13 protein-coding genes are annotated in these 18,256 nt (G+C 60.0%); 9 read left to right on the forward strand and 4 right to left on the reverse strand.

Annotated features, from left to right (window positions below; genetic code table 11):
* A complete protein-coding gene (locus QPJ95_RS13015) occupies positions 1-699 on the reverse strand; it encodes a glutathione S-transferase C-terminal domain-containing protein (RefSeq protein WP_270919936.1) in 699 nt (232 codons plus the stop codon).
* Positions 700-942: 243 nt separating this feature from the next.
* Here QPJ95_RS13015 and QPJ95_RS13020 point away from each other — a divergent pair, with 243 nt between their 5' ends.
* Positions 943-1,542: a L,D-transpeptidase gene (locus QPJ95_RS13020; protein ID WP_270919937.1), complete on the forward strand. Its 600-nt coding sequence runs from the start codon at positions 943-945 to the stop codon at positions 1,540-1,542.
* A 63-nt stretch (positions 1,543-1,605) separates the two neighbouring features.
* Here the strand turns inward: QPJ95_RS13020 and QPJ95_RS13025 are convergent, their stop codons facing one another.
* Positions 1,606-3,105, reverse strand: a complete 1,500-nt coding sequence (locus tag QPJ95_RS13025) for a CoA-acylating methylmalonate-semialdehyde dehydrogenase (protein ID WP_270919938.1) — start codon at positions 3,103-3,105, stop codon at positions 1,606-1,608.
* A 124-nt stretch (positions 3,106-3,229) separates the two neighbouring features.
* Between QPJ95_RS13025 and QPJ95_RS13030 the strand changes: the two genes are divergently transcribed.
* The 5 genes from QPJ95_RS13030 to QPJ95_RS13050 all read left to right on the forward strand — a co-directional run bounded on the left by QPJ95_RS13030 (position 3,230) and on the right by QPJ95_RS13050 (position 9,170).
* Positions 3,230-4,135, forward strand: coding sequence for a LysR family transcriptional regulator (locus tag QPJ95_RS13030; RefSeq protein ID WP_270919939.1), 906 nt, complete (start codon positions 3,230-3,232; stop codon positions 4,133-4,135).
* A 60-nt stretch (positions 4,136-4,195) separates the two neighbouring features.
* On the forward strand, positions 4,196-4,630 hold the full coding sequence (locus tag QPJ95_RS13035) for a CBS domain-containing protein (protein ID WP_270919940.1): 435 nt from the start codon (positions 4,196-4,198) through the stop codon (positions 4,628-4,630).
* A gap of 94 nt (positions 4,631-4,724) precedes the next feature.
* Positions 4,725-5,219, forward strand: a complete 495-nt coding sequence (gene coaD, locus QPJ95_RS13040; protein ID WP_270919941.1) for a pantetheine-phosphate adenylyltransferase — start codon at positions 4,725-4,727, stop codon at positions 5,217-5,219.
* A gap of 265 nt (positions 5,220-5,484) precedes the next feature.
* Positions 5,485-7,251, forward strand: coding sequence for a LysM peptidoglycan-binding domain-containing protein (locus QPJ95_RS13045; RefSeq protein WP_270919942.1), 1,767 nt, complete (start codon positions 5,485-5,487; stop codon positions 7,249-7,251).
* Positions 7,252-7,361: 110 nt separating this feature from the next.
* Positions 7,362-9,170 (forward strand): ABCB family ABC transporter ATP-binding protein/permease, encoded by a 1,809-nt coding sequence (locus tag QPJ95_RS13050; RefSeq protein WP_270919943.1) that lies wholly within the window; start codon positions 7,362-7,364, stop codon positions 9,168-9,170.
* Positions 9,171-9,284: 114 nt separating this feature from the next.
* Here the strand turns inward: QPJ95_RS13050 and QPJ95_RS13055 are convergent, their stop codons facing one another.
* Both QPJ95_RS13055 and QPJ95_RS13060 read right to left on the reverse strand, forming a co-directional pair.
* Positions 9,285-13,103, reverse strand: coding sequence for an efflux RND transporter permease subunit (locus tag QPJ95_RS13055; protein WP_270919944.1), 3,819 nt, complete (start codon positions 13,101-13,103; stop codon positions 9,285-9,287).
* Positions 13,100-14,347 carry an efflux RND transporter periplasmic adaptor subunit gene (locus tag QPJ95_RS13060; protein ID WP_270919945.1) on the reverse strand — a complete coding sequence of 416 codons (1,248 nt, stop codon included), beginning with the start codon at positions 14,345-14,347 and terminating at the stop codon, positions 13,100-13,102. The genes QPJ95_RS13055 and QPJ95_RS13060 overlap by 4 nt, the downstream gene beginning before the upstream one ends.
* A 284-nt stretch (positions 14,348-14,631) precedes the next feature.
* Here QPJ95_RS13060 and QPJ95_RS13065 point away from each other — a divergent pair, with 284 nt between their 5' ends.
* The 3 genes from QPJ95_RS13065 to der are packed head-to-tail and all read left to right on the forward strand — an operon-like array spanning position 14,632 to position 18,193.
* Complete coding sequence (locus QPJ95_RS13065) at positions 14,632-15,303, forward strand: hypothetical protein (protein ID WP_270919946.1); 672 nt, start codon at positions 14,632-14,634, stop codon at positions 15,301-15,303.
* 57 nt (positions 15,304-15,360) lie between these two features.
* Positions 15,361-16,677, forward strand: a complete 1,317-nt coding sequence (locus tag QPJ95_RS13070; RefSeq protein WP_270919947.1) for a PQQ-like beta-propeller repeat protein — start codon at positions 15,361-15,363, stop codon at positions 16,675-16,677.
* Positions 16,678-16,726: 49 nt separating this feature from the next.
* Positions 16,727-18,193, forward strand: coding sequence for a ribosome biogenesis GTPase Der (gene der, locus QPJ95_RS13075; protein WP_270919948.1), 1,467 nt, complete (start codon positions 16,727-16,729; stop codon positions 18,191-18,193).
* Positions 18,194-18,256: the final 63 nt, after the last annotated feature.

Here is an 18,256-nt window from a genome sequence, read left to right on the forward strand (position 1 = left end):
CTAGCGTTTGAACAACAGATCCTGCACCGCTTTGCTTTGCGGGGCGCCGCGCAGTTCCAGCGCCAACGCCTGACCGGCAATCACCCCGGGGCGGTTGCCGGTCAGGTCCAACCAGCGCGCCAGATGTGGTTTGTCTTCAAGCGTTTGCTGTTGCCCCTGCCAGAGCGAGGCCCAGGGCCAGATAGCCATATCGGCGATGGTGAAATGCGCACCGGCGACATAGGTGTTCTGCGCCAGCTGCCGGTCCAACACGCCATAAAGCCGCGCCACCTCGGCCCGGTAGCGGTCTTTGGCATAGGGGAGATCCTGCGGGGGGTCCATTTTTGGGGCGTATTTGAGGAAATGATGCGCCTGACCGGCCATTGGGCCGAGCCCGCCCATTTGCCACATCAGCCATTGATCGACCTGTAGGCGGGCCCGCTCATCAGCGCCATAGAACCGCCCGGTCTTGCGCGCCAGATACATCAGGATCGCGCCGCTCTCGAACAGCGACAGGGGGGCGCCGTCTGGCCCATCCGGGTCGGTGATGGCCGGCATCCGGTTGTTGGGGGCGATCTTCAGGAAATCGACGCCAAACTGATCACCCTTGGAGATATCAATCAGGTTCAGCCGGTAGGGCAGGCCCATTTCCTCCAGCGCGATGGAGATTTTCCATCCGTTTGGGGTTGGCCAGTAATAGAGCTGAATGGGCTGCTGCATGAATACCTCCCGCAAGGACAGGCTGTGATTAAATCTGTTTCAGCCCAGGCGATAAGAGCGCGGCAGGGAGCCGGGGTCAATAGCGGCTGATTTGCCGTCAGGCGGCGACCGGCGGGCTGCTCACGGGGATTACACAAACCTGTGAAACACGGGCTTGTGTGCGCTGGTTCACTGTTTATGTCGCATGGCTTTAGTATGGTCGGCGCAGTATCAGACCGCCAAACAACCCCCTTCGGAGGCAAAATGTCAAACACCCCTGTGACCCGCCGTTACGCGCTGATGGGCGCTGCCGCTACGCTAATGACGCCGTCGATCCTGCGGGCGCAATCGGTGGATGCGTTTCCGGCTGATGAGAGCCCCATCGAACAGGTGGTGCCGGTCAAGCGCAACATTTCGGCGTTTCAAAAGCAGCAGTGGCAAGATCACTTTGAGACGCTGGGGGTTGGCTGCCTGCTGGCGGATATCAGCAGCCGGGCGGTGCATTACTGGGGCGGTGACGAGGTGACCTATCGGCTGTTCCCATCCTCGGTGCCGATAACCGAAGAGCTGACCCGGCGCGGTTACAGCAAGGTGGTCCGCAAGGCGCAGAACCCCAGCTGGACCCCGACGGCATCGATGCGCGAGAGGGATCCGTCGCTGCCATTGCGGATGGAGGGCGGTGCCGGCAACCCGCTGGGCACCCGCGCCATGTATCTGGATTGGCCGGCTTATCTGGTTCACGGCACCCATGATACCCGCAAGATTGGTCGGCAAAGCTCGTCCGGCTGCATCGGCCTATACAACCAGCATGTGGAAGACCTGTATGAGCTGGTACAGGTGGGCACGCAGGTCAGATTGCTCTGAGCGCAATGAAAATGGCCGCAGAGCAATCTGCGGCCATTCTTTAAGTCAGTCTAGAGGCGGAGCTTATTCCATCACTGGGATAGAGAACTCGCCGCCTTCTTTGATGCCCGAGGGCCAGCGTGCAGTCACGGTTTTGGTGCGGGTGTAGAACTTGAACGCATCCGGGCCGTGCTGGTTGAGATCACCAAACACCGACTTCTTCCAACCGCCAAAGGTGTGATAGGCCAATGGAACCGGGATTGGCACGTTGATGCCGACCATGCCAACATTGATCCGGTTGGCAAAGTTGCGGGCGGTGTCACCATCGCGGGTATAGATCGCGATGCCGTTGCCGTACTCGTGGTCCATCGCCAGCTGGATGGCCTCCTCATAGGATTCTGCACGCACAGTTGTCAGCACCGGGCCAAAGATCTCTTTGGTGTAGATATCCATCTCGGGTGTGACGTTGTCGAACAGGTGCGGGCCAACAAAGAAGCCGTCCTCGTAGCCCTGCAGCGAGAAATCGCGTCCGTCGACCACCAGTGTGGCGCCTTGCTCGACACCCGTTTCAACCAGACGCAGGATGTTTTCTTTGGCTGCACCGGTAACAACCGGACCGTAATCGACGTCATTGCCCGAGGTGTAAGGGCCGACCTTGAGGCTCTCAATCCGCGGGATCAGCTTTTCGATCAGCTTGTCGGCGGTTTCTTTGCCAACAGGCACCGCAACCGAGATCGCCATGCAGCGTTCGCCAGCCGCGCCGTAACCGGCACCGATCAGCGCGTCGGCGGCCTGGTCCAGGTCGGCGTCGGGCATGATGATCATGTGGTTCTTGGCGCCACCAAAGCACTGAACGCGCTTACCCTGGGAACAACCGGTTCCATAGATATATTCGGCAATCGGGGTTGAACCCACAAAGCCAACCGACTGCACGGTGTCATTGTAGAGGATCGCATCGACGGCTTCTTTGTCACCGTTGACCACCTGAATGATGCCTTTTGGCAGGCCTGCTTCTTCCAGCAGTTCAGCCAGCATCAAAGGCACTGTTGGTGCGCGCTCGGATGATTTCAGGATGAAGGCGTTGCCGCAAACGATGGCTGGCGCAAACATCCACATGGGGATCATTGCTGGGAAGTTGAACGGAGTGATACCCGCCGACACACCCAGCGCCTGGCGCATGGAGTACATGTCGATGCCGGGGCCGGCGCTGTCGGTGAAGTCACCCTTCAGCATCTGTGGCGCGCCGATGCAATATTCGACAACTTCCAGGCCGCGCTGTACGTCGCCCTTGGCATCGGGGATGGTTTTACCGTGCTCGCGGCTCAGGGCCTCGGCCAGTTTGTCCATGTCGCGGTTCAGCAGTGTCACGTATTTCATCATGACACGGGCACGACGCTGGGGGTTTACCGCTTCCCAGGCTGGTTGCGCCGCCTTGGCGATGGCAATAGCGGCGTCCATCTCTTCTTTGGAGGCCAAAGGCACCCGGGCCTGTACTTCGCCGGTGGCTGGGTTGAATACATCAGCAAATCGTCCGGACGTACCTTTGACGTGTTCGCCGTTGATGTAGTGGGTCAACTCTTGCATTGGAGGCTCCTTTTTTCGGTTGGGGGCACCATAGGCTTGCAAAAATCAATGGAAAAGAGGAAATATTCCAAACAGGTTTTGCAGGAACGCAAAACGTCAGCAGAAGTTGAACGGGGCAATGACAATGATGAGTTCAGATCCGCAGTGGGACGACATGAAAGTTTTTCTGGCAGTGGCGCGCGAGGCCAGCCTGTCCGGCGCTGGGCGGATTTTGAACATGGACCCGGCCACAGTCGGGCGCCGGGTGGCCAGATTCGAAATCGCACTGGACACCCAGTTGTTTGTGAAGTCGCCGCAGGGCTATGCGCTCAGCTCGGCGGGGGATCGTTTGCTGGTCCATGCGGAAGAGGCAGAGCAGGCGATGCGGGCGGCCAAGGAAACCCTGAACGGCCCCAGCGAGACCCTGTCCGGGCAAATTCGCATTGGCGCCCCGGACGGCAGTGCAAATTACCTGTTGCCGCAGGTTTGTGCGCAGATCGCGGAAGACAACCCGGACCTGGATATTCAGATCGTCGCGTTGCCGCGGGTCATTAATCTGGGACGCCGGGAAGCGGATATGGCTGTGACCGTGAGTGCGCCAACTGCGGGCCAGCTATTGGTGCAAAAAATCAGTGACTATAAACTGCACATGGTGGCCTCGCGTCATTACCTGAAACAGCACCCAAAAATTCAGACACTCGACGATTTGAAGGCGCATAAAATGATCGGGTATATTCCCGATATGATATTCGACCGAGAGCTGGATTATCTGCGTGATATCGGCATTGAGCGTGTCGCGCTTGCCTCAAACTCTGTTTCGGTTCAGTTGAAGATGGCGGCGCAGGGGACTGCCTTATGTGTTGCGCATGATTTCACGCTGCCGTTTTATCGGCCGCTGCGCAAAGTTCTTGCGGACAAAATCAGCCTGACCCGCAGCTTTTATCTTGTTCGTCATCAGGCGGATCAGCGCAGCGAACGTTTGAACCGTTTTGCCGAGGCGCTGAGCAAAGGTATCCGCGACGAAGTGGTGCGTTTGGAAGGGTTGACTTGACACTGCGGTCTATTGCGGCAACCCTTGGAAATACGAAGTAAAATTTCAGAGGGAGCGCCCATGCTAGTTCACTTAATTCTGAAATCCAAGGCGAGCGAAGGGGTTGTCACCATCTCCCCGGACGCCAGCATTTCCGAAGCCGCAAAATTGTTATCAGATCGCCGGATCGGTACCGTCGTTGTGTCCTCCGATGGGGAACATGCCGATGGGATCTTGTCCGAGCGCGATATCGTCCGTGAATTGGGTAAATCCGGTGGCGGCTGTCTGGACAAAAAAGTGAGCGGCTATATGACCCGCAAACTGATCACCTGCACCAGCCACGACAATGTCGGCCAGATCCTGCAGCAGATGACAAACGGACGATTCCGCCACATGCCGGTGATCGAAGACGATAAACTGATCGGGCTGATCAGTTTGGGAGACGTGGTCAAAGCGCAGCTGTCGCAGGTCGCGATGGAGAAGAGTGCTTTGGAAGGCATGATCATGGGGCATTAGGTCTCAGGCGGGGTCTCAGTATTTTCCCCCTCTTGTGCTGCACGGCGCAAATGTGTTTGCGTGTGCAGCATAATTGACTCAGCAGGAGGCCGCCATGCGCGTTGCTTTGTACCCAGGTACCTTTGATCCCATTACCATTGGCCATGTCGATATCATCCGTCGTGCGACCGCATTGGTGGACAAACTGGTCATTGGGGTGGCGATCAATCGCGACAAGGGGCCGATGTTTTCCCTCGAAGAACGCGTCGCGATGATCGAGGCGGAATGTGTCGCGCTGAGCGATGAGACCGGCACTGAAATTGTGGCCCACCCGTTTGAAAACCTGCTGATTGACTGTGCCCGCGACGTCGGCGCCCAGATCATTGTCCGGGGACTGCGGGCGGTCGCTGATTTCGAGTATGAATATCAGATGGTTGGAATGAACCGGGCGCTGGACAGCTCGGTTGAGACGGTGTTTCTGATGGCCGAGGCCCGGCATCAGGCGATTGCCAGCAAGCTGGTCAAGGAAATCGCCCGGCTGGGGGGTGATGTGTCCAAATTTGTCACGCCCAGAGTAAATGAGGCTCTGCTGCAGCGATTGAGCGAATAGCCCTGCCAGCCCCTGCTCGTCCCCAAGCCATAGCTTTGCTTGTGTGCTCTGCAAGCCCGTGTTCACGGGCTTGTGCTGCTTTGCCATAGGCCGCCATTGCCCAAAAGCAAGATCCGCAATACATACGAGCGAATTTTACAGGCCGGAGGTGGTCTTGCACGATTGGCGCCGGGGGCAACAAGACGTGTTTTGACCCCCTCTGCCGAGGCTGATAGATTGGCTCAACTCAGCGGGAGGGACACCCCCGCAGATGGAAGGGAATACAATGGCGGGAACAGCCGGAAGCGGAGGGCTGGGTGGCCTGGCAATTGGCGGCATCGCGGCTGCGGCGGTGGTGATTGGCGGTGTGGTGCTGGTGCAATTCGGGGTTTTCAACTCCGAACCGCCCGTTGTTGATCCGGTTGTGACCGCGCAACAGGTGGCGCCTGACGCCGGAACGCCGGATGTTGCCGCTGTATCAGAGCCTGCCAATACAAATGCGCCGACGGTTACAATCGAACAGGCTGATGTGGTTGCAGATATTGCCGAAACAGAGCTAAGCGCCGAAGGATCTGTGGTGGGTACCGCCCCGCCGGTTGCAAGCAGCGTCACCGAGACTGTGGTGGAAATCCCGGATGCGCCGACAGAGGCAAGCGATCCTGTCAAGCTGGAGCCCCCGCAGGAGAACCCTGAGGAGATGGTGACCACAGCGCTTGCCCAACCTGAAATCACACCTCCTGAAGACGCCAGGGAAGAGACCTTTGTTCTGACCGCCCCAGAGCTGGATCTGGTGCGCTTTGATGCCGACGGTGCTGGCCTGATTGCCGGACGGGCGCAGGTGGGCGTGTTGGTCTCGGTTTTGCTGGACGGCAAGGTTCTGGACCAGTTCGAGGTGCCGAATGGCGGCGAATTCGTGTCGTTCTCGTCGATTGACCCCAGTGCCGAGGCCCGGGTTGTGTCTTTGCAGGCGGCTTTCAATGGTCAGTTGGTGATGTCGGATGCCACCTTTATTCTGGCCCCCAGCGCCGCCGTTTCGGTGGTGGCGACAGCCAGTGAACCACCATCGAAGCAGGATGTTGCCCAGGCTGATGTGACGCCAGAGGTGCAAGGCGGCAGTGTTGCTCCCGATGCGGTCACCGAGGCCGCCGCGCCAGCCGTTGCAGCACCGGATGTGACCGCCAAGGCAAGCACCGCTGTCGCCGTAGCCGAGGCCAGCTCGCTATCCGAAGATCCAACGGCAGAGCCACCCGCCGCGGTCACAGACCAGCCGGTCGAGGTTGCGCAGGCCGAAGACAAACCGGTAAGCGCTGTCGCAACAGCAGCGGTGATACCGCAACCGGTGTCCCCGCCTGTGACAGAAGCTGTGACAGAAGCTGTGACTGAGGCCGTAGCCGAGACTGTAGCCGAGCCCGTGACAGAGACCGTAGCAGAGACTGTGGCCGAGCCCGTGGTTGAGACTGTGCCGCAGCCAAGGCCGCAGCCAAAGTCTTCGCCGGTCTTGATGGCCATTCTCAAGGCGGATGCCGATGGGGTTGAGCTTGTTCAGCCGGCAACTCCGATCGCGCCCGAATTGTTGGGCAAAGTGTCCCTCGATATCATCAGTTATAGCGACGAGGGCGATGTGCAGCTTGCCGGCCGCGCTGGTCGGCTCTCCCGGGTGCGTGTCTATCTGGACAATAGCCCGGTGGGTGATATCCAGACCGCCGAAGACGGCCGTTGGAAAGGCCAGCTGCAGGATGTGGAGCCGGGGATCTATACCTTGCGTCTGGATGAGCTGGATGGCGCGGGCAAAGTCCTGAGCCGTCTGGAAACTCCGTTCAAGCGAGAATCTCCCGAGGCCCTGATGCCCGCTGCTGTGGCAGGGGACAGTCCGGCCCGGGCGGCGCCGCCAATCCGCGCTGTGACGGTGCAAAAGGGCGATACGCTCTGGGCGATCTCGCGCGAAAGATATGGCGATGGGCTGCTCTATGTCCGGGTGTTTGAAGCCAATCAGGACGCGATCCGGGATCCTGACCTGATTTATCCGGGACAGATATTCTCTATCCCAGAGTAAGGTTTTGAAAACACAATGAAACGCGCCTGCTCTGGGCGCGTTTTTTGTGGCTTGCGTCTGGCCTGCTTCGGGCACAACACTAAGCCCGAGATGTCTAGCAAGGAAAAGCCATGACCCAGAGCGATGATGTGACAGCCCGCGATGAACGCCGCTCAAGTCTGCGCACCCTGCGCCGTGTGGGCCCCTATCTTTGGCCCGCAGGTCAGGCCTGGGTCAAGCGCCGGGTGGTGCTGGCGTTGTCGGTGCTGGTGCTGGCCAAACTGATCGCGGTCTATACGCCGATCCTCTACAAGGGGGCGGTCGACAATCTGGCAGGCGAGGGGGTGCCGGACCTGGCGCTGGGCGCCATTGGGCTGACGGTGGCTTACGGTGTGGCGCGGATCATGACCATTGGCTTTCAGCAATTGCGCGATGCGGTCTTTGCGCCGGTGGGCCAACGGGCGCTGCGCCGTCTGGCGCTAGAGACCTTTACCCATATTCACCGGCTGTCGATGCGCTATCATATCACCCGCAAGACCGGCGGGCTAAGCCGGATCATCGAGCGCGGTGTTAAGGGCGTCGAGTTCCTGCTGCGGTTCATGTTGTTCTCGGTCGGGCCCTTGATACTGGAGCTGACCATGGTGGCGGTGATCCTGGCGGTGCTGTTTGATGTGCGCTACCTGCTGATTGTTGCCGTGACCATCGGGTTGTATGTCTGGTTCACCTTTGCCGTCACCGAATGGCGGGTGAAGCTGCGCCGCGAGATGAACAAGCAAGACACCGACGCCAACCAAAAGGCGATCGACAGTCTGCTGAACTATGAAACCGTCAAATACTTCAACGCCGAGGCGCGCGAGGCAGACCGTTATGACAGCTCTATGCGGGCCTATGCCGCGGCGGCGCTAAAGACCGCCTATTCCCTGGCGTTCCTGAACTTTGGCCAGAGCGTGCTGATTACCCTGGGGCTGATCGGAGTGATGGTTCTGGCGGCGATTGGGGTGCAGGAGGGCACCTTGACGGTGGGCGATTTTGTCATGGTCAACGCCTATATGATCCAGATCACCGTGCCGCTGAACTTCCTGGGCACGGTTTACCGCGAGATCCGTCAGAGTCTGGTGGATATGGGCGAGATGTTTGATCTGCTGGAGCAACCCGCCGAGGTCTCGGACCGCGACGGAGCGAGTGCCCTGACGGTCAATGGCGGGCGGATAACCCTGCGGGATGTGCGCTTTGGCTATGACGCTGAGCGTGAGATCCTGAAGGGTGTGTCGTTACAGGCCGAGGCCGGTCAGACGGTGGCGATTGTTGGATCCACCGGATCGGGGAAATCGACCATCGGGCGGCTGCTGTTCCGGTTCTACGATGTCACCGATGGGGCGCTGTTGATTGATGGACAGGATATACGCGACGTGACCCAGTCCAGCCTGCATGACGCCATTGGTGTGGTGCCGCAGGACACCGTGCTGTTCAATGACACCATTGGCTATAACATTGGCTATGGTCTGGAAGGCGCCACCCAGGAGCAGATCGAACAGGCGGCTCGGGATGCGCAGATCCATGATTTCATCGAAAGTCTGCCGGACGGCTATCAGACCACGGTGGGGGAACGGGGGCTGAAGCTTTCAGGCGGTGAAAAGCAGCGGGTTGGCATTGCCCGTACCCTGCTCAAGGACCCGCCGATCCTGCTGCTGGACGAGGCGACATCGGCGTTGGACAGCGACACCGAACAAGAGATCAAAGAGGCTTTGGCGCGGGCTGGCAGGGGACGCACGGTGATCACCATTGCGCACCGATTGTCGACCATTGCCGAGGCGGATCAGATTGTGGTGCTGGAGCGCGGTGAGATCTGCGAAGTGGGCAGCCATGACGCGCTACTGGCCCTTGAGGGTCGCTATGCCCATCTATGGCAGCGCCAGCAGGCGGATCAAGAGGTGGCCTAACGGCTGTGTGTATCCCGGCCTAAGGGTCGGGCGACAGTATTTCTGATATGTACCCGTACAAATGAAAAGCGGCCCCTGACGTTTGACTGTCAGGGGCCGCTTTTTGGTTTTGGCCTATTCGGCGAGTTGGAGCGCCGGGTCGTCAGGCTCTATCGTCTTGGCAACCTTGGGTATGGGCTTGGGCTGAGACTGGGGCTTGGGCGGGCCATCGACCACCGAATCCCACTGGATTTCGGTGGTGGGCATTTTGCGCGCCCTGCGGGCCAGTCGCATGTCCTGGGCGATAAGGCTGGAGCGACCGCCAGTCAGTCGGGCCAACAGGCGGCCCATCCAGGACAAATAGGTGCCTAGCCAGATGCGGATTGCCAACATCGAGGGTGTCACAATCAGCGTCAGAACGGTGGCAATGCCCAGACCAAACACCACCGCCGTTGCCAGCTGTTTCCACCACAGCGAGGTCGGGCTGTTGATGGAATAGCCGCCGTCGATGAAATCAAGGCTGAGGCCAAACATCATCGGGGCCAGACCGGCCATGGTGGTGATTGTGGTCAGCAGCACCGGACGGATACGGGCCTCGGCGGTGCGAATGATCGCCTCGATCCGCGGCATCTGCTGGCTGAACTCCTGATAGGTGTCGATCAACACGATGTTGTTGTTCACCACAATCCCCGCCAGCGCCACGATACCAGTGCCGGTCATGATGATCGAAAAGGACTGCCCCATCACCATCATGCCAATCAGCACGCCAGTGGTGGATAGAACCACCGCCAACAATACCAGAAGGGAATTGTAGAGCGAGTTGAACTGGGCCAGCAGGATCACGAACATCAGCCCCAGCGCCCCGGCAAAGGCGTTCATCAGGAAGGCACCGGATTCAGCCTGTTCCTCTTGGTCGCCGGTCCATTCGGGGGTCACTGCCGCAGGCAGGGGATTGGTGTCCAGCCATTCGGTCAGCACCTCGATCCGCTCGGTTGCGTTGATTGGAGAGAACCGTGCACCGTCTTTCAGCGCCTGACGTAACTGTTCATTCGAAGCGGCGCCGGTGAGTTGAACCAGTTCTAGCTGAGTGCCACCCGGACCCTCAAACACCTCGCCATTGGCGCTCGCGCCATCACCCACCGCCGTGAACAAGGCCAGACGCATGTCTTCGCCCGTCTCTGGATCAGCGCCAACCAGCTTTTGCAGCCCCGGTGCGACGTCCGCTTTGACGTCAAAATACCGTTGCTGGCCGACGCGGTTGATTTCGGCCAGTTTGGGCACTGGCTGGCGGCTGATAAAGTTGGACAATGGCACCAGCCCGTCTGCGGTGCGCAGTTTCAGGTTGTCCAGCGTTGACAGCACCCGGTCCTTTTCCGGCAGGCGCACCCGGATCTCGATTTCCTCGTCCGAACTGTCGACCCGCATGGTGTCCAGCAGGATACCGCGGGTGACCAGCTGCACCATCGCGCCCACGGTGGCGACGTCAGCGCCATAGCGGCCGGCCTTTTCCACGTCGACGTTGATCTGCCAGTCAATGCCGGGCAGCGGCAGGCTGTCTTCGATCAGGATCAGACCGGGGGTTTGCTCAAATTGGGCCCGCGCCGCCACAGCAGCCGTGGTCAACTCGTCCCATCCGTCGCCTTTCAGGCGCAAATGGATCGGTTTGCCCTGACCGGGCCCCTGTTCCAGCACCGCCATCTCGGCAATGAAGCCAGGCAGCTTGGCCAGCTCGGTCTCCAGCTCTGCGATCACGGTTTTGCCGTCGAATTCAGTGGCGGTAACGCGGCGGGTTAGCAGGCCAAAGAACCAGCTTTCAGATTGCGTTGGGCGATCCTCCCAGGCGATGATCTCGAACTGGACCTGACCGACAGTATCGGCTGGCGACTGGCCGCCACCGGGACCGCCGGTATCCAGACCACCTTCGCCGGCAAAGGCAAAGACGTTGATCACCGCAGGGTGGGCCGAAATGACCGCCTCGACCTGTTGCACCAGCGCGTCGTTCTCATACAGCGAAGTATTGCCGCGCGCCCGGACATAGACGGTGGCCTGTTCCGGCTCGGTCTCAACAAAGAAATCAACGCCGTTGTTGTTTTCGCTGAAGGTGGCGAACACCGTCATAATGGCAAAGCCAACGGCACCGATGGCGACAATTGGCATCACCGGGTTGCCAACGATAAACTTGATGAAATGGCCAAACGGCGTGTGGTGATAACCCGGCTCAACCGTTTTTTCACGCCGTTGAATGCCAGCGGCGCCCAGAATGACCGAGGCAGCAAAGGCCGACAAGATCAGCACCAGCGCGCCCACCAAAAGCGGTACAGCGCCACTGCTGCCCTCTGCCATGATATAGTCCGGGTTCAGCGTCTGCATGGCACCCACAAACATGCCGTACATCGGCAGTGGCACCAGTGGGATGCGGACCCACCACGGCAGAGCAGCGCGCAGCCCGTCGGACAGATGTTCAAAAATCCGGCTCATGCGGCCAGAGACACCGCCGACGACAGGCAGATAGATCAAAGCCACCAGCAGTGAGGCCGACAGCACAAAGATCAATGTGATCGGCAGCATGCTCATGAACTCACCCGGCACCCCGGGCCAGAACAGCATCGGCAGGAAGGCACAAAGGGTGGTTGCCGTCGAGGACACGACCGGCCAGAACATCCGCTGTGCCGCCTCGACATAGGCGTGCATCGGGCCGATGCCCTGTTTGATGCGCTTGTCGGCGTATTCCACCACCACGATGGCGCCGTCCACCAGCATCCCCACGGCCAGGATCAGACCAAACATCACCATGTTGGAAATGGTGATGCCCATCAGGGCGAGGAAGGCAAAGCACAGCAGGAACGAGGTCGGGATGGCAAAGCCAACCAGAAACGCGGCGCGGCTGCCCAGAGAGGCAAGGATCACGATCATCACCAGCGCCACCGCCGTCAGCACCGAGCCCTCGAGCTGGCGCACCATGGATCCCACAACCCGGCTTTGGTCGTTTGAGGTGCCCACGGTCACCGCTGCTTGCAGTTCCTTGGGCCATTTAGCCTGGGCCGCGGCCAGTGTGGCCTTTACCTGATCCACAGTGTCGATCAGGTTGAAGCCTTTGCGTTTTACCACTTGCAGCGCCACCGTGTTGTCGCCGTCAAACCGGGCGGTGCCCCTGCGGTCCTCAAAGGTGAAATTGATCTCGGCCAGCTCACCCAGTGTCACCACGCGGTCGCCGTTGATCTTGACCGGCAGGGTGTAGATGTCGCTGACGTCGTGAAAGGACGATGGAATAGTGACCGAGAAGGTGCCCTGATTGGTCTCCACCTCGCCGGCTGCGATCAGCTGGTTGTTGTTGCGCACCACATTGATCAGTTCCAGCGCGGTGACGTTATAGGCCTCCAGCCGCAGCGGGTCGATCAGCACCTCGACCATTTCATCGCGGTTGCCGGCAATGCCGGCCTCCAGCACCGAATCAATGGCTTCAAAATCGTCCTGCAGATCCTTGGCAATGCGCGCCATGGTGCGTTCCGGCACGTCGCCGGTCAGGTTGACGATAACAATCGGGAATTCCGAGAAGTTGATTTCGTTGATGGTATAGGATTCGGCGCCATCGGGGAAATCGGCGGCGGCCGAGTTCATCGCATCGCGCACGTCGGCAATAACGGCGGTTTTATCCCAGCCGAAATCAAACTCCAGTGCGATACCGGCATAGCCTTCGGCGGCGGTGGCGCTCATCTTGTCCAACCCGTCCAGGTCGGCCAATTCGGTTTCCATCACCTTGACCAGCAGGCTTTCGGAATCGACGGCGGAAATGCCGGGGAAGGGCACCGAAATGAACAGAGCTGGAATTTCAATGTCCGGCTCACCTTCCTTGGGAAGGCTGGAATAGGCGAAACCGCCAACCAGAATAGAGATAATAATAAAGGCAATGACCATTCGGGCCCGGTCGGCGGCCCAGCTGACAATTCCGATCATTGCGAGACCTCACGGTAGGTCGGAACCACGGGAACGCCTGCAATAACAAAGTCCTGACCAACAACGATGACATCGGCCTTTTCGGGCAGACCCGTCACCCAGACACCGTCAACCTCGTCGCGCAACAGGCGCACCGGATAAAAGGCAACGATCTGGCTTTGGTTGACCACCCGGACCCCCAATTGACCTTCGTTGTTCAGGGTCAGTGAGGATTGCGGCAGTTTATGGGCGCGCTCGCCCGGTGCAGAGATGAAGATATTTGCGGTTTGGCCGTCACGGATCGACAGGTCGGCATTGTCGACGGTGATCTGCACCTCAAACGTCCGGGTGGTTGGATCAGCCGAGCGGCTGAGGAAGGTTACATTGCCCTGCACCTGCTGACCTGCGGCCAGTTCCGCTCCCGCCAGAGCGCCGACCTGGATCCGGTTGACCTCGGTCTCGGGCACAAAGCCAACAACTTTGATGGTGTCGAGCTGGATGACAGTGGCGCAGAGACTGCCGGTCTGCATCAGGCTGCCCAGCTCGGCGGAATCGCTTTCCAGCAATCCGTCAAACGGCGCTGTGATGCTCAACCGGTCGATTTCATTCTGGGCCGCTGCCACGGCGGCGACCGCGGATTCGATGCCGGCGCTGGTGGTCTGCAAACCGGTTTCGGCTGATGCGATACCTGCAACAGCGGCGCGTTCCGAGGCCTGTGTAGACGCCAGGCGGGTGTCCGACACATAGCCCCCTTCGGACAATTTGCGCGAGGCGTTGTTGTTGATCTGGGCTTCCTTCAACCGGGCGCGGGCCTCGTCCAGACGGGCTTCGGCCTCGGGAACGCGTGAGCGGGCCTCGGATAGGCGCGCCCGCGCCTCCAACATCGCGGCCTGGCGGGTGCCCGGTTCCAACTTGCACAGCAGGTCGCCGGTTTTAACATGGGCGCCTTTGCGCAGCGGTTCGGAAATGACGGTGGCTGAGGTCTCGGCGCGCACCTCAACCTGACGGGCGGCCTGGGTCTGGCCGCGCAGGATCACGCCGCTGTCGATGGCGCGGGATTCGCTGCGCAGCACAACAACGCCGATCCGGTTCTCGGCCAGCTCTGCGCCGCTGCCAGCCGAAGCTGCCGCAGCGTCATCCGTAATTTCGAGAGGCGCCTGCGGATTGTCACCGCGCGCAAAGGCCATCAGCGCGTCGCGTTCAATCACCAGCATATAAAGACTGGCGGTCACCACGATGGCGGTCAGCAATGGAATCAAGCGCATCATAGGCCCTTTTCAAATATTGGCGGTCCGGTCGGACCCTTAGATAATCCCGCAAAGGGTAATTAGATCCCACAGGGGAGGGGTTGGCAGCATAGACATAGGAACGAAAATTTCTTTGTCCATACTAAACCAATCGGTTCAGAACACAATTTATTGCATTTCCGTGCAAGTCTCTGCGGGGCGACAGGTCAACGCGCCACTTGGCTTGAACCCTCAGGCACGGTAAGAGAGGAAAAAGAGAGAGAATTCCTCGGTGCAAGCCGGGCTTACCAGGGGCAATTTTGATGAGCGATACTGACAGTTTTATCGACGAGGTGACCGAAGAGGTGCGCCGCGATCGAATGTTCCTGATGATGAAGCGATATGGCTGGATTGGCGCTGTTGTCGTCGTCGCGATTGTTGGCGGCGCTGCGTACCGTGAATATGAACAGTCCAGAACCTCGGCTGCGGCCGAGTCCCTGGGCGATGCGGTGATTGCGGCGCTGGCTGAAAATGAGCCGGACCAACGGTCCGCAGCTCTGGCGACGATTGCGGCCAAGACTCCGGGCGGCGATGCTATTCTGAAGATGTTGCAGGCCGGAGCGCTGGCCAATTCGGAACAGGCTGACGCGGCGGTGACGCTGCTGGGTGAGATTTCCACCAATGGGGATCTGCCGCTGATCTATCGTCATATTGCCACCTTCAAGGCGCTGGGCCTGCAGCAGGACAGCCTGTCGGCTCAGGATCGCCGGATGCAATATGAAACGCTGGCCCAACCTGGCGCGCCGCTCCGGCTGCTGGCGCAGGAACAAATGGCCTTGATCGATATCGCGGACGGCGATACCGATGCGGCTATCGCACGTTTGCGGGCCATTATCGAAGACGCCGAGGTCAGTGCAGACTTGCAAGATCGCGCCCGTCAAGTGATTGTGGCACTGGGTGGGACGCTGGATTTGCCAGCCGCCACGCAGGGCTAACGAAACTTCGCGCAAATTAATGACGCGGGTATATGATTTGGAAGACGGGGCAGGGCAATGATGTCAGCAATAACCACCTCTAGGGCAGGGTTGATCCTGCTTGGCGGCGCTTTGCTGCTGACCCTGGCCGCCTGTAAAGAGCCCGAGGTGATCTTGCGCGGAGAACGCGAAGACATCCGCGAAGGCAGCTCGACCCGGGTGCAGAACCAGTCGCGGGCCATCTCGCTGCCACAGCAAACTGCCAACTCCGGCTGGCAGCAAAGCCACGGGATCGAGGCCTATCGGACGGCGCATCCGGCGCTGAGCAGCGCACCGCAGCAGGTCTGGTCGGTGTCGATCGGGGCCGGGGATGAGCGCCGCAACCGCATCACCGCCACTCCGGTAGTTGGCGACGGACGCATCTATACGCTGGACAGTGGCGTGCAGGTTTCGGCGGTCTCTGCCGCGGGGCAGATTCTGTGGACTGCGGATCTGATCCCTTCGGCTGACGGTGGCGGCACCGGCGGTGGTCTGGCGTTTCATGAGGGCGTTGTCTACGTGTCGTCCGGCTACGGCGTGTTGACGGCGCTGGAGGCCAAGAGCGGCAAGCAAATCTGGCGTCAGAAACTGGAAGCGACCGGCTCGGGCCAGCCAAGTGTTGGCGGTGGGCTGGTCTATGTGGTGGCCGGTGATGATACCGGATGGGCGGTCAATGCCAAGGACGGTCGCATCGCCTGGCAGATTTCTGCAACACCCAGCCCGTCGAACGTATTGGGAGGGCCGGCGCCGGCCCTGACCTCGGATCTGGCTATTTTTGCCTTTGGCGCGGGCGATCTGACGGCCACATTCCGCAATGGCGGGCTGCGCCGCTGGAGTGCCTCGGTCGCGGGCAAGCGGGTAGGGCATAGCACCGCACGCATTGGTGATGTCACCGGCGGCCCCGTTGTCGTGGGCAACCGCGCCTATGTGGGCAATCATTCGGGGCGCACAGTGGCCTTTGATCTGGAAGACGGCAGCCGCATCTGGACCGCCCGAGAGGGCGCCCTGGGACCGGTGTGGCCTGCTGGCGGCAGTCTGTTCCAGGTCAGTGACCTGGGCCGGCTCTTGCGGCTGGACGCCAGCACGGGCGAGGTTATCTGGGCCATCACGTTACCCGGCTATCTGAAAGATAAACCCGGTAAGCGCAGTGCCATTGTGGCGCATTATGGCCCGGTCCTGGCCGGCGGCACTGTGATTGTGGCTTCAAATGACGGGCTGTTGCGGCTGTTTAAACCAGAAGATGGCAGCCTGGTTCGCACCATCGAAGTGCCCGGCGGAGCCACCACCGCACCGATCGTTGTGGGTAAAACACTGTATGTGGTCTCGACAAAAGGCGAATTGCACGCTTTCCGTTGACGCCAGAATGCGCTATGGGGCGCATCTGACTCGCTGAAAGTTTTATCTGATGTCCTTCACCCTCGCCATCGTGGGCCGCCCGAACGTGGGCAAATCCACCCTGTTTAACCGTCTTGTCGGCAAAAAGCTTGCGCTGGTCGATGATCAGCCGGGTGTGACCCGCGATTTGCGCGAGGGAGAGGCACGACTGGCCGATTTACGGTTCACCGTGATCGACACTGCCGGTCTGGAAGATGCCACCGACGATTCGCTGCAGGGGCGGATGCGCCGGCTGACCGAACGCGCCGTCGAGATGGCCGATATCTGCCTGTTCATGATCGACGCCCGTGCCGGGGTGACGCCGATTGACGAAATGTTCGCCGAGATCCTGCGCAAGAAATCCGCAAATGTGATCCTGGCCGCCAACAAGGGCGAAGGCTCGGCTGCGGATGCTGGTGTGATCGAGGCCTATAATCTGGGTTTGGGCGAGCCGATCCGACTGTCAGCCGAGCACGGCGAAGGTCTGAACGACCTCTACACCCATCTGATGCCACTGGCAGACCAGTTTTCGGCGCAGGCGGAGCAGGACGCTCCGGACGTTGATGTCGACCTGAGTGAAGACGACGACGAAGACGAAGAAAACTATACTGTCCCGGTGCCGACCACCGCCAAGCCGTTGCAAGTGGCGGTGGTTGGCCGCCCCAATGCGGGCAAGTCGACGCTGATCAACCAGATCCTTGGCGAAGAACGCCTGCTGACCGGCCCCGAGCCGGGCATCACCCGTGACGCCATCAGCCTGCGCATGGAATGGGGCGGAGTGCCGATGCGGGTCTTTGATACCGCTGGTATGCGCAAAAAGGCCAAGGTGCAGGAGAAGCTGGAGAAGCTGTCGGTTTCAGACGGCCTGCGAGCGGTGAAATTCGCCGAAGTGGTTGTGGTTCTGCTGGACGCCGAAATCCCGTTTGAGCAACAGGATCTGCGCATCGCCGATCTGGCCGAGCGCGAAGGCCGCGCCGTGGTGATCGCTGTCAACAAATGGGACATCGAGGAAGAAAAGCAGGACAAGCTGCGCAACCTGAAGGAATCCTTCACCCGGTTGCTGCCACAGCTAAAGGGTGCGCCACTGGTCACAGTGTCGGCCAAGACGGGCCGTGGGCTGGACCGCCTGCAAGAGGCGATCATGCGGGCGCATGACATCTGGAACCGCCGGATAACAACCGCGGCACTGAACCGTTGGCTGGTTGGTATGCTGGAGCAGCACCCGCCGCCCGCACCGCAGGGCAAGCGCATCAAGCTACGGTACATGACACAGGTCAAAACCCGCCCACCTGGGTTTGTGGTGATGTGTTCGCATCCGGACAAGATGCCAGAGAGCTATAAGCGCTATCTGGTCAACGGGCTGCGTCAGGACTTTGATATGCCGGGCACGCCAATCCGTCTGACGTTGCGGTCGCAGAATGACAAGAACCCCTTCAAGGGGCGGAAGAAAGCGCCACCAAGCAAGCTGCGCAAACACCTAAAGGGCCCACGCGGCTAGAGTTTCCCGTTAAAGTGGCATATATAACAACAGGCGGTCCAGATTGGGCCGCCTGTTTGCCGT

It is taken from the genome of Parasedimentitalea psychrophila (genome assembly GCF_030285785.1).
Lineage (GTDB): Bacteria > Pseudomonadota > Alphaproteobacteria > Rhodobacterales > Rhodobacteraceae > Parasedimentitalea > Parasedimentitalea psychrophila.

Bases quoted from the DNA above. Each gene is read 5' to 3' on its own strand.
- QPJ95_RS13015 (WP_270919936.1), bottom strand. From the start codon at position 699: ATGCAGCAGCCCATTCAGCTCTATTACTGGCCAACCCCAAACGGATGG.
- QPJ95_RS13020 (WP_270919937.1), top strand. From the start codon at position 943: ATGTCAAACACCCCTGTGACCCGCCGTTACGCGCTGATGGGCGCTGCC.
- QPJ95_RS13025 (WP_270919938.1), bottom strand. From the start codon at position 3,105: ATGCAAGAGTTGACCCACTACATCAACGGCGAACACGTCAAAGGTACG.
- QPJ95_RS13030 (WP_270919939.1), top strand. From the start codon at position 3,230: ATGATGAGTTCAGATCCGCAGTGGGACGACATGAAAGTTTTTCTGGCA.
- QPJ95_RS13035 (WP_270919940.1), top strand. From the start codon at position 4,196: ATGCTAGTTCACTTAATTCTGAAATCCAAGGCGAGCGAAGGGGTTGTC.
- coaD (WP_270919941.1), top strand. From the start codon at position 4,725: ATGCGCGTTGCTTTGTACCCAGGTACCTTTGATCCCATTACCATTGGC.
- QPJ95_RS13045 (WP_270919942.1), top strand. From the start codon at position 5,485: ATGGCGGGAACAGCCGGAAGCGGAGGGCTGGGTGGCCTGGCAATTGGC.
- QPJ95_RS13050 (WP_270919943.1), top strand. From the start codon at position 7,362: ATGACCCAGAGCGATGATGTGACAGCCCGCGATGAACGCCGCTCAAGT.
- QPJ95_RS13055 (WP_270919944.1), bottom strand. From the start codon at position 13,103: ATGATCGGAATTGTCAGCTGGGCCGCCGACCGGGCCCGAATGGTCATT.
- QPJ95_RS13060 (WP_270919945.1), bottom strand. From the start codon at position 14,347: ATGCGCTTGATTCCATTGCTGACCGCCATCGTGGTGACCGCCAGTCTT.
- QPJ95_RS13065 (WP_270919946.1), top strand. From the start codon at position 14,632: ATGAGCGATACTGACAGTTTTATCGACGAGGTGACCGAAGAGGTGCGC.
- QPJ95_RS13070 (WP_270919947.1), top strand. From the start codon at position 15,361: ATGATGTCAGCAATAACCACCTCTAGGGCAGGGTTGATCCTGCTTGGC.
- der (WP_270919948.1), top strand. From the start codon at position 16,727: ATGTCCTTCACCCTCGCCATCGTGGGCCGCCCGAACGTGGGCAAATCC.